The sequence below is a fragment of the Anoxybacillus sp. PDR2 genome (genome assembly GCF_009834045.1).
GTDB classification, from domain to species: domain Bacteria; phylum Bacillota; class Bacilli; order Bacillales; family Anoxybacillaceae; genus Anoxybacteroides; species Anoxybacteroides rupiense.
This window is the reverse complement of record NZ_CP047158.1, coordinates 784140-796298: the sequence shown is the minus strand read 5'-3', so window position 1 is coordinate 796298 and position 12159 is coordinate 784140. Positions and strand designations below refer to the sequence as shown.

The 12159-nt window shown below is 44.0% G+C and carries 8 protein-coding genes; all 8 read right to left on the bottom strand.

The window, feature by feature from the left end; all coding sequences use genetic code 11:
* Nucleotides 1–3735 carry a helicase-exonuclease AddAB subunit AddA gene (addA, locus tag GRQ40_RS03875; protein ID WP_159719398.1) on the bottom strand — a complete coding sequence of 1245 codons (3735 nt, stop codon included), beginning with the start codon at nt 3733–3735 and terminating at the stop codon, nt 1–3.
* 12 nt (nt 3736–3747) lie between these two features.
* Entirely contained in the window at nt 3748–7221 is a 3474-nt protein-coding gene (gene addB, locus GRQ40_RS03870; protein ID WP_159719397.1) for a helicase-exonuclease AddAB subunit AddB, read from the bottom strand.
* Nucleotides 7222–7360: 139 nt separating this feature from the next.
* Nucleotides 7361–7897 (bottom strand): signal peptidase I, encoded by a 537-nt coding sequence (gene lepB / locus GRQ40_RS03865; RefSeq protein WP_159719396.1) that lies wholly within the window; start codon nt 7895–7897, stop codon nt 7361–7363.
* A 17-nt stretch (nt 7898–7914) separates the two neighbouring features.
* Nucleotides 7915–8532, bottom strand: a complete 618-nt coding sequence (locus GRQ40_RS03860; RefSeq protein ID WP_044745663.1) for a TVP38/TMEM64 family protein — start codon at nt 8530–8532, stop codon at nt 7915–7917.
* A 416-nt stretch (nt 8533–8948) separates the two neighbouring features.
* Nucleotides 8949–9488 (bottom strand): competence protein ComK, encoded by a 540-nt coding sequence (locus tag GRQ40_RS03855; protein ID WP_080860517.1) that lies wholly within the window; start codon nt 9486–9488, stop codon nt 8949–8951.
* A gap of 111 nt (nt 9489–9599) precedes the next feature.
* On the bottom strand, nt 9600–9800 hold the full coding sequence (locus tag GRQ40_RS03850) for a hypothetical protein (RefSeq protein ID WP_066148143.1): 201 nt from the start codon (nt 9798–9800) through the stop codon (nt 9600–9602).
* A gap of 356 nt (nt 9801–10156) precedes the next feature.
* On the bottom strand, nt 10157–11440 hold the full coding sequence (aceA, locus tag GRQ40_RS03845) for an isocitrate lyase (protein ID WP_159719395.1): 1284 nt from the start codon (nt 11438–11440) through the stop codon (nt 10157–10159).
* Nucleotides 11441–11848: 408 nt separating this feature from the next.
* Nucleotides 11849–11974, bottom strand: coding sequence for a hypothetical protein (locus GRQ40_RS18715; RefSeq protein WP_255458297.1), 126 nt, complete (start codon nt 11972–11974; stop codon nt 11849–11851).
* Nucleotides 11975–12159 lie beyond the last annotated feature (185 nt).

Here is a 12159-nt window from a genome sequence, read left to right as displayed (position 1 = left end):
CTACATGGAAACCAATTTTGCCCCGTCAAAAGCATAGATATAGCATTCATCGACGTGCGTTTTCCAGATTCGCTCAATGGCCAAACGATATAGTTCCATTTGTACACGATAGCGTTTTTCAATAAGAGCCGATACATCATCAGCCCACTGAACTCGATCCGTTTTAAAGTCAATAAGGACAAAGCCTTTTTCATCCTGAAATACGCAATCAAAGACGCCCTGAACCAGCACCGTTTCCTCGTTTTCCTTCCATTGTCCATACGTCTCCTTAGCTGGCAACGCTAAGTTAAATGGCACCTCACGCTCAACATACGATGCTTTTTGCAAGCGACGGCCGATATCGGTTTGGAAAAAAGCAAGAATGCTAGCCATATCGATTTCCTTTGCTTGTTCTTCTGTCAACCATTCACCCTGAAGCAGCTTGGCGATCTGCTCACGAATTCTTCCTTCTGTTATATCGCTTTTTAAATCGATATGCTGCATCACTAAATGCATCGCCGTTCCTTTTTCCGCGGAAGAGAGTTGTTTCGCCTGCATAAAACGCGGCCGATCCATGATTCCGGTACGAAACGGCTTAAGAAAAGCTTCATCTCCATAGGCTCCAAACGTTTCACGCTGCTGCTTCAATTCCGATACCGTCTGTTTGGCTCTCGAAGTGGTCGAAAGCGGATAAGGATAAAGCCAATTCATGCGGCGAACGATCTCGTCATGCCATTCGCTCTGAAGCGGCACGCGTTCCCCTTTGCGAAGCTGTTCCGTTATTTGCGCTTCCTGCTGTTCAGCATTTTCTATTTCTCTATCGATTTCAGCAGCAGAAACAGCTTGCACGTTCCATTTCGATCCATGGGCAAAAATGTCATTTTCCACCGTGAATCCATCATGCAAGCAAACGGCATCAGCATGCCGGACAAGCGAATAGCCGATCCAGTCTAAATAGCATCTAGCAGAAGCTCGAATATAGTCAGGCAGTAGCCACTCGCTGTGCACACAAACAGACTGCCACCGTTTTTTCTCGTTTTCTAGTTTCTTCACCGTTCCTACTAAAAACAATTTTTCCTTCGCCCGCGTCAAAGCGACATATAGGATGCGCATCTCTTCGGCAAGAAGCTCCAGTTCCTGCTTTCGTTTCAATGCCAGCTGGGCAATGGTCGGATAGCTGACACGCAGGCGCGGATGAACAAAATGGGCGGCAAATCCCAAATCTTTGTCCATTAAATAACTCTTGCGCAAATCTTGTGTATTAAAACTTTTTCCTAAACCAGCCACAAAGACGATCGGAAACTCAAGCCCCTTGCTCTTGTGAATCGTCATAAGCCGTACAACATCCTCTTGTTCGCTTATAGAACGAGCGGCACCGAAATCATCCTTGCGCTCCTGCATCCGTTCCATGAAACGCAGAAAACGAAAAATGCCGCGAAACGAAGTTTGTTCAAATTGTCGCGCTTTTTCATATAAAAAACGCAAGTTGGCTTGCCGCTGTTTTCCTCCAGGCATCGTACCGACAAAATCATAAAAGCTAGTATCGCGATAGACGCGCCAAATCAATTCTGCTAATGAATGTTGCCGCGCCATCGTACGCCACTCTTGTAGGTGTGCAGCGAAAGACGCGATTTTTTTTTGAAGCGCTGCTTCTTGATCCATGGCCGGCCGTTTTTCTAAAAACGCCAAAAACGCTTCGTAAAAAGCTCCTTTCGGTCTTTCAAGACGCAAAAGAGAAAGCTCGTTTTCATCTAACCCAACAATCGGCGAACGAAGAACAGAAGCGAGCGGAATGTCTTGATACGGATTGTCAATGACCTTTAACACCGACAGCATCACTGACACTTCTGTTGCCGTAAAGTATCCCGTCGAAAGCTCCGCGTACACAGGAATGCCTTGCTTGCGAAATTCTTCCATCAATTGCGGCGCCCACGGCATGGAACGCAATAAGACGACAATATCTCGGTACATTACGCGCCTTTCTTGCTTTAGATGACGATCATAGACATAAAAAGGCGTTTCAATCATTTCCTTAATTTTTTGGGCGATCCAGCGAGCCTCAAGCTGAACATTTTCAAGCTCTTGCTGTTCATCCTGCTGCGATTCATTTTCACTTTCCGTCGCATGATCGTTATCTGCTTTATCAATCAACACCAACTCGACAGGCATGCTTTTCTCAGGGTAGTAGCTTGCTCCAAAGCGCAGTTCTGCGTCAGCCTCATACACAATTTCGCCGACAGTCTCCCCCATAATTTGTTTGAAAACAAAGTTCGTCCCATCTAAAACCTCTGGACGGCTGCGGAAATTTTGCGCCAAATCGATGCGAATGCCTCCATTGCCGCCACTGTTTGAAAAACGCTGATACTTCTTGAGAAATAAAAATGGCTCAGCCAAACGAAAGCGGTAAATGGATTGCTTCACGTCTCCCACCATAAACAAATTACCCGCTGCTTCATCATCATGAATCACAAGCTGCAAAATCATTTCCTGCACCATGTTAACGTCTTGGTATTCATCAATCAGCACTTCTGCAAATTGTCCTCGGTAATCAAGCGCGGCATCAGAAGGAAGCAATTGATCGCTTGTCGATGACGGATGCCGTAAAATTTGCAAGCAATAGTGCTCCAAGTCAGAAAAATCGACAATTCCCTTTTCTATTTTCTTGGCCTGCAAACGATCGGCCAGCTCTTTGACAAGATCTACGATCGTTTCAATCACCGGCTTCATCTCTTGCAAATGGTGCAGCCATGTTTCTGGTTTAAAAGAAAAGAGCTCTTCCTTTATTTCCTTGACTTTTTCTTTCGCTTTATCGCGCAAGGATTTCACTTCGCTAACCAACTGCTCATCATATTCTCCATTTTTCGGCTTCCGCTTTGCTGTTGCCCATGTCAATGAATGAATCGCCTCGTGAAGTCGCTGCCATGAATACTTTTTCGTTTCCTCCAGCTCGCGAATTTGTAGGATATCACTCGCAAGCGTATCGCGTAAATAATGAGGACCTGCCGGATGTTCTGCCATCACAAGCGCGCGCTCAATCATCTGTTTAGCCGCCTGCAGCTGAAACTCGATGTATTGCAGCAAATAAGGCGCAAATGGAAGCTCTTCAATTGCCGTATGAGCCGAAACATGATACATGTCCACAAGCCGATCAAGCCACTCCCTCGGATAAGGATGCGAGCGGGCAAATTCATATAAGGAAAGCACAATCGTCTGCAAACCAACATCAGTCCGGTCGCTCGTATAACGGTCAACGACACTTAAAAACATGTCGTTCTCCTTTTTCCCGTATTGTTCTTCAAACAATTCTTCAATGGTTTCCTCTTTGATTAGCTCGATTTCCGTTTCATCAGCAATGCGAAACACAGGGTCTAGATCGATTAAATAATAATATTTGCGAATAACATCTAAGCAAAACGAGTGAATCGTGGAAATGGCTGCTTTTGGCAGCAGGCTGAGCTGTCTGCGCAAATGAAGGGAATGCGGTTCCTTGGCGATCGCTTTTTCGATCCTCTCAGCAATCCGCTGGCGCATTTCAGCCGCCGCTGCATTCGTAAATGTCACCACAAGCAGTCGATCAATATCAATTGGATGCTGCTCATCCAATATTTTTTGAATGATTCGCTCAACAAGAACCGTCGTTTTCCCTGAACCAGCAGCGGCCGCTACAAGCGTATGAGCTCCATTCGTGACAATGGCGCGCCACTGTTCATCTGTCCATTGCTCTCCTTGCGGCTTTGGTGGAAGGATGATGTCCATTGCGATTCCCTCCTATTCTTCCTTCATTTGTTCCATTTTCTTATTCTTTAAGATCCGGTAGCGATCTTGCTCAATCGATTCGTCAAACTGACAGAACGTCCGAAATTCACAATATTGGCAAGCTGTCTCGTTTTTTCGTTTATACGGAGCAATATCGACCACTCCATCGATGATTTGCAATCCAGCCTGCTGAAAAATGGTGCGCACATGCTGACGCAACAAAGCAAAATCAGTCTCTGAAATCACAGATGAGTTTTTGGAAATAGAGCCATCTTTATTGATTTTTACTGGAACAACGGCTGAACCTTTTCCTGCATCAAGCGTTTGGTCCATTAATTTGATCGTTTCTTGGTCATCAAGCAACCAACCGTTCATTTTAAAGCTTTCAAAAATTTTTTGTTCTGCTTCGTCCTCTTTTAGAAGCACATTTTTGCTTTTGATAATCGGGTTATGGATATGAAAATATAGCACACCTGCCGGCAAAGCTTTCGATCCGACCAAATACTCTGCAAATTCAATCACAATATCCAAATAGGCAAGCATTTGCAGGGCAAGCCCGTAATAAACTTCTGTAAAATCTAGTTTTTGACTGCTTGACTTATAATCAATAATGCGCAATAAAATGCCTTTTGAACTTTTGGCTTGGTCAATGCGGTCAATTCGACCGACAAGCTCAAGGACCGTTCCGTCGGCCAACGGAAAAGTCAACGGAGGCAAAGGCCCTTTGTCGCCAAATTGCAGCTCCACCTCCAACGGGGCAAATCCGCTCATTTTTGCTTGTTCATTCAACACGCTTGCCGTCCTTGACATAATGTGATGCAATTTCCGCTTCACATAATGGTAACGATGCGAACTAAGTAAAATTTCTTGCTGGATATACGGAGCGATTTGTTCGACCGCATCATAGGATAATTGTTCACATTGCTCTTTAGAAAGCTGTGCCCAATCTAGATGTTCTGTGCGAATACGCTCTGTCATCATTTTTAAAGCATGATGAAATAATTGACCAATGTCTGGGGCTTTGAGCCGGAAAACATTGCGTTCTTTTAAGCGCAACCCGTATGAGGCAAAATGAGCAAATGGACAGCGATTGAATTGCTCCACTCGCGAAACGCTTGCTCTTAATGTCCGTCCGTATAGTTTTCTGCTAATCTCTCTCTTTAATTTTTTCGTTTTGTTTTCATAGAACAGCGCTTGAATGACTCTATTAGCCCGTTCATTCCAGTCGTTATGACCTGCATAAAGATTATATACATCCCACCAAATGGGCTCGATCGGATATTGCCGTTTCCATGCATGAAGCTGAACGGCAAGAGCTCCAAGCGTTGCTGAATAATTGGTAATGAGTGAGAGCTGTTCCGGAAGCGGCAATGTAAAAGGTTCACCGCCCCATCTCTTTTCTTGCACATCAGGAAATATTTCTTTTATTCTTTTAATCAGCACAGATGGCAGCAACGTTCTTCCTTCTTCATCAGCAAGCGGATACGTAATATAAAGCCGTTCCTTTGGGCTAGCCAACGCCATATAGATCGCAAACGGCTCATCTAGCAGCTGCTGCCGGCTTGTTGGAGCGACATGTACCGAAAAATGATGCAGCAGCTCGCGGTCTTGCTCAGATAATACGCCATCCGCGCTTTTTCGCGAAGGAATCACCCCATCATTCGCACCAATGATAAATATACACTTCATATCTGTTAGACGCGAACGGTCAAAGTGAGCAATCAATACTTGGTCGATCGCTGGCGGTACAAGTGAAAATTCCAGGCTCTCAAGCCCTGTTTCCATCAAAGCGGCAAATGAATGAAGAGGCATCGGCTCTTCCCCTAATATTTCTACATACTGGTCAAGCAGTTCCATGACTGCCCCCCACGCCTGCTCATGGTGCCGGGCTGCCAGCAGCTGCCCTTTTGCCTCAGCTTCATCACGCAGCTTCTCCAGCTTTTTAGGAATCTGCAATTGTTCAAAATATAAATAAAGGGCTTCGCACATATCTCGCCCGTTTTTCGCTTTTTGTAACCGTTTTTGCAACATCAAGAGCGGGGAAGCGACCATTTCTCTCCACACATTTAGCTTTTCTTCGTAGTTTCTTTCTTCGTCTGTTTGCGGCGCCGCGATCTCCTCAAGTCCCTGATAGCGCCGATACACCCAGTGCTGCCTCCATTTCGCTCCATAAATTCCGTGTTCAAGCACGTAATTTTCCAGCTGATCCATTGCTTCTCGCATCGTTTGCACATGGCTCTCTAGCGGAAAAAAGAAATCGGTCTTTACCGCCCGAAACACGGCTTCATACCGCCAGTTTGTCTGAATCACATCCAAGCTTGCACGAATCAGTTCGATAAATGGATGATTTCCCATCGGCTCCTTTTCATCAATAAAGTAAGGAATCTCATAATCAACAAAAACAGTTTGAAATAGATTGCGATAGTCATCAGAATTTCGTACCAATAGAGCGACATCCCGATATCGATACCCTTCCTCGCGCACAAGCCGAATAATTTCTCTAGCAATTCCTTCAATCTCTGCCCGGCGATGTGATGCTTGGCATAATTGAATTTCACCGGCCTCCCCAGCAAAGGGCAAAGAAGGGCGCGTATCATAATGCGCTTCTAAATGGCGAAGCGATAACGACTGATGCCTTACATTCTCTTGACAAAACTTGATCGGTTCAATGAGAACGTTGTTTAAAAGGGCTATATTTCGCAACTCATAGTATGTTTTACCTGTCATGCGAAACAAATGTAGCTCATTCGGCAGCTGTTCATTATAAGGCTCATCCACCGTTAAAGCGACCGTCACGCGCTTAGCGAAACATAACAATTGCTCAAGCACCATATATTCTTGCGGTGTAAAATGGTGAAACCCGTCCACGTAAATTTCCGCGTCTTGTATGTAGCGGGAATGCGGAATTTTTTCAGCCAAAAAGCGCAAGTAATCTTCCGAATCCACATACCGATTCATTAAATCCCGTTCGAATTGGCGATAGATAAGCTGTAAATCCTTTAGCTTGTCCGCTAATACTTTTTCGGCCGAGGTGGCATTTTGGCGCAGCTGCGTTTCTGTTTCCAGCAGTTGCTCCGGTGTAATACAATAACGCTTGCACTCAATAAGCATTTCTTCTAGCTGCTCAATAAAGCCATGCTTATCAGCCGCGCGGGCAAATAAAATCAGCTCATCCTTATGCTTATCAATAATTTTCCTTAGCAGCATGCGCACTCCCGTTTGATTTAAATAATAGCGGCTCATTCCCCCAGTTTCTTGCAGCACGCGAAAGGCCAATCGCGTAAAGCTTAGCACCTGTGCGCGAATCATCCCGTCCAGTCCCGGTGTGCGAATCAACGCATATTCTGATTGAAACGTCATTTGCTCTGGCACAAGATAAATGATGGGAGAGCCCATCGGCTGCTCCTTCAGCTTCTCACGAATTTCGTTTAAACATGCTGTCGTTTTGCCGGTCCCTGATCTTCCAATCATAAAGCGAAGCGACATGCTATCACCACCTTTATTTTCCATTGCCCTTCTTATTTTAGCACATATGTTCGTTTGTTTGAAAGAGGGAGATCGTGGGAAATCGTCATCTGTCAAAGTAAAAAAGGTATTCATTGAACGCTTGTTTCGATGAATACCTTTAAAACTGAATGCTAATCTCACGAAAAGGCCAGCAGCGCGCATTAACTTTTCCAACAATTCGGTTCATTTTCACATAGCCAAAATGGCGGCTGTCCCAGCTGACTAAACGATTATCGCCTAAGACAAACACATAGCCAGGGGGAACCGTCTTTCTCCCGGTCACTTCTTGAAGCGTAAAATCCCCGGTGAGTTTTCCATTAACCAATTTACGTTTATATCGCTGCAAATACGGTTCTTCTATCGGCTTCCCATTAATGTATAACACATCATTTTTATACATGATGCGATCGCCAGGAAGACCGATAACACGCTTGACATAATCCTTTTGCGTATTGGCATGGAACACGATAATATCAAAACGCTGGATGCTGCCAAATTTCTTCACGATTAAGAAATTGCCGTCCTGCAGCGTGGGCATCATCGATTCTCCTTCAACTACATAGTTAGTAAACAATAAAAACCGCGCAAAAAAAACCAGTGTCAGACTAACCGTCCATATAACCGATCTTCTCCGATAAATTGGCCGTTTGCTCATCACACCGCCCACCCAGCTTAAGAGTCTTTTTTATCTGTTTTTTCCGTCAATGAAAACCTCGCTTCTACTTTCTTCCCTGCATACCATAAAAGGAAAATCGCGATAATGACCGCTACTGTGCGAAGCGGCTGTTTGGCCAAAGCCGCCAAATCATAGCCAATAAAGCTAATCATAAAAATCATCACCATTTTGCCGAGAAGTACGGCTAAAATAAACTGCTGGCGGCTAACGCGGGCTAGTCCAGCCACGACATTGATAATCGCCGATGGTGTAAACGGAAAACAAAACAGTAAAAACAATGGGCCAAATCCGTGGCGCTCCACCCAATCCACCAGTTTTTTCACCTTTTGATGACGGCTCAAAAAATGAAAAAACCGTTTCTGGCCTATTTTTCGAGCAAGTAAAAAAACACAAATGGATCCGAGGCAAGCGCCAATCCACGAAATCATAATTCCTTGCCAAAGCCCAAAAGCAGCCGCGTTCGCCATCACAAATACAAACATCGGAAGAATCGGAAAAAACGACTCTAACAGCGTAACGATAACCCCGGGCAGCATCCCAAACGAGCGGTAATGTTCCAGTAATTCTAATACATGCTTTAATGTAAACCAGTGCTTTAATGCTTCGATGTCCATGAATACTCCCCATTTACATTGTTGCTAACAATCTTATTTTACACGGTTACGCGGGGAATATAAATAGAGAGAATTTTAACAACTTCTAAACGAATCATCACTTCTAGAAGTGAGTGTTTCTTGAGTCTCACGACGAAGCCTTTTTCGTCTCCCTCATCGTAACTTCCCGCTGCGTGATGATACATATTCAACCAATCGAAAATTTTGATACGGTATTACGAAAAGACTGAAGCGCTTGGTTTTCGTCTAGATTCTCTCTGCTCCCCCCAGCTATCGGCAAAGAACCTTTGTTTCTATAGTAGTACAATAGTTCAGGGAATACAATCCATTTCACCTATGCCCACTGCCATTCATCCTGAGCGTTAGAATTTTGCCCTTCACGTAATGGAAACCGGGAATTTTTCGAGGTTAATAATTCATGACAACCAGTCTTTTGTTTGATCCATTCTAAACAAATACTGCATTTTTCGTTCACGCGCTTCCATTCTTTCAGATAGCTTCGTGCGCAGCTGGGCTGTGCGATAAAGTTGGTTGACAAACGAATAGTAGGAAATATCAAGGCAAACACTTTTATCGTTTTTAAAATATACGGTTGTTGTGTCGCCGCGAGAGGGTTCGTATTTGAGCACGTGCATATGCGAAATCCATACGCATCGTATATCATTTGGAGATGTTGTAGGAAACACATAAATTTCATTCAGTGGTTCAATCGCAATGGGAGGCTTGTGGGTAATGCCTATAATTTCTTTTGTTCCTTCCTTTCTACCTTTTAAGCTCGAGCCATAGTAATAGCAGCTGCGGGAAATAATCTCAATCGGCTTCATCTTGACGATGTATTCTCCGTCTTCTTCAATGACTTTTGTGTAATGATGGTCATGAAAATGATGAGGCAAAATGACCATTGTGTAGCGGCTCACAATGAAGTCATTTAATACAATAAATTCGTTTACTTTCATTGAAATCGTTCACCTCTCACATCGATTAAAATGACTTGTACATCTTCATCATACCATTTACATCTATATTTTTCTATATTTTCAAAAAATAAAGAGCGATTAAAAAATCGCTCATGAATAATAAAAAACGGGGTACCTCTCTTCCTCTGCCAAATACTCGTTTGCCTGTTTGATCGCTTTATGTTCTGCATTTGAGCTGTCTGCATATCCAACCTCATCGAAAAACGCTTGATAAAAATGAAAATCGGTGCTTATTCTTACTTCGGGATTGAGCACGGAATCAAGCGGCAATTCCTTTCGGCTATTCTGCATTTGTCAACACCTCCTGATGTTATCATGTTTCATTTTTCGCTAAACATACAAAAGGTTCGCATCGACTGCGAACCTTTTGACTGCTGACAAATGCTTTCATCCTGCGTCACAAGCCTCGTACGTCCACTCATGAACGTTTTGGTTCCATTCACGTCTTCACTCAGCTGTGTTCCTTATCTGCCAAGCGCTTTCAAACGAGTCCGATGTGAAACCATGCCATCAATAAAGGATATTAAAATGGTTGTAGACAAAGTCAATGATGACTTTGTCTACAACTTGAAGGCTCGCATAGACGCGAGCTTTTCTCTCTATTATTTTCTCTATATAATCCCCCGTATTTCCTTACATTTCTATGATTAAGCTGTTGTGAATTGTTCTTCTTCTGTCGATCCCTTAAGTGCCACCGTTGACGATTGTCCCCCGGAAATGACTTGGGATACTTCATCAAAATATCCTGTTCCAACTTCACGCTGGTGTCTAGTTGCTGTATAACCGTATTTTTCAGCTGCAAATTCGGCCTGCTGTAATTCGGAATACGCCGCCATACCGCGCTCTTTGTATCCGCGTGCCAATTCAAACATGCTGTAGTTGAGGGCGTGGAATCCTGCCAATGTAACGAATTGAAACTTGTAACCCATTTTTCCAAGCTCCACTTGGAAGTTCTCAATTGTTTCAGCATCTAATTTCTTTTTCCAATTAAAGGATGGAGAGCAGTTATACGCAAGCAGCTTTCCAGGAAACTTCTCATGAATAGCTTCAGCAAAACGGCGTGCTTCTTCCAAATTCGGTTCACTTGTTTCGCACCAAATTAAATCGGCATATGGTGCATATGCTAGGCCGCGAGCAATCGCTTGATCCAATCCTGCTTTTGTGCGGTAAAACCCTTCCGGTGTGCGTTCTCCTGTAATAAATTCTTGATCGCGCGGATCAATATCACTTGTAATTAAATCAGCGGCGTTTGCATCCGTGCGAGCGATTAGCACCGTTGGAACTCCCATAACATCTGCCGCCAAACGCGCTGCAATTAAATTGCGTACCGCTGTTTGCGTAGGCAATAATACTTTTCCGCCTAAATGACCGCATTTTTTCTCAGAAGAAAGCTGGTCCTCAAAATGTACCGCTGCTGCTCCTGATTCAATCATCGCTTTCATCAATTCAAATACATTCAGCTGCCCGCCAAAGCCCGCTTCCGCATCTGCTACAATCGGCACAAAATAATCGATATCACCGCTTCCTTCTAGATGTTGAATTTGATCCGCCCGCTGTAGCGCTTGATTGATCCGTTTCACGACATGTGGCACGCTATTGGCAGGATATAAGCTTTGGTCCGGATACATTTGTCCGGCTAAGTTGGCATCGGCCGCTACCTGCCAGCCGCTTAAATAAATCGCTTTTAATCCCGCTTTTACTTGTTGAACAGCTTGATTGCCAGTCAATGCCCCAAGCGCATGAACATAATCCTCTGTATGAAGCAGATTCCACAGCTTTTCTGCTCCGCGGCGAGCAAGCGTATATTCGATATCGATCGAACCGCGCAATTTGATCACATCTTCTGCAGAATAAGGACGCTCAATCCCTTTCCATCGTTCCTCCGTGTTCCAGCTTTCTTGTAATTGCCTCACTTTTTCATCACGTGTCATTTTCCCTTCCCCCTCTTTTTTCAGTAAGATCCTCAAAATGATCTTCCGTTTTCGGCGAATAAAAATATGAACTGCGCCATTTTTGTTAAAGTTGAACTAACTTTTTTATAGAAAGTAAATTTCCATCAAGTGTGAGATGCTTTTCTTCAGAATACCAGCCGCGCGGACGAACCCTTCAGCACAGCCGTCTCTTCCCTCGTAAATAGAGTTTTCCTTCTGGAGATTCATAAGTGATCATACGGTGGTGTCTCGTAAGCGGGTTGGTGTCTTTGCTGTCCGTTTTCTTATGTCGGAGAAAGAACGGCTTCCAAATCAGCCATAGCCCCCTTAGCCACGCAATAGAGCACGTCAATCATCATTTGGCGATCCGCCGGCTCCACAATTTCAATATGCTAATCTAGCAGATCTTTAGAAATGAGTCTCGCGGTTGCCGATATGAGCAGTTTCTTCTGGGGAATTTAACAATCTTTCCATCATCCATTTCTTGATGCTTTTTCTTTCTTTGCTCAAACAATCGCCTTCTTTTCCCGCCAAAATCTCCCCCTAACTTCTCCGTACTTTGGGGGCTCATCTACCAAAATGGTTTCTACCTCTTTTTTATGCGTCCATTTGCATAAAGTCGCGATGTTTTCGTCTCCATATCCCCCACCTTCCTTTTGTTATAATACAAATAATGTTTTTTCTGTTGTTATTATATAACAGAACAACCGAAAATAAAA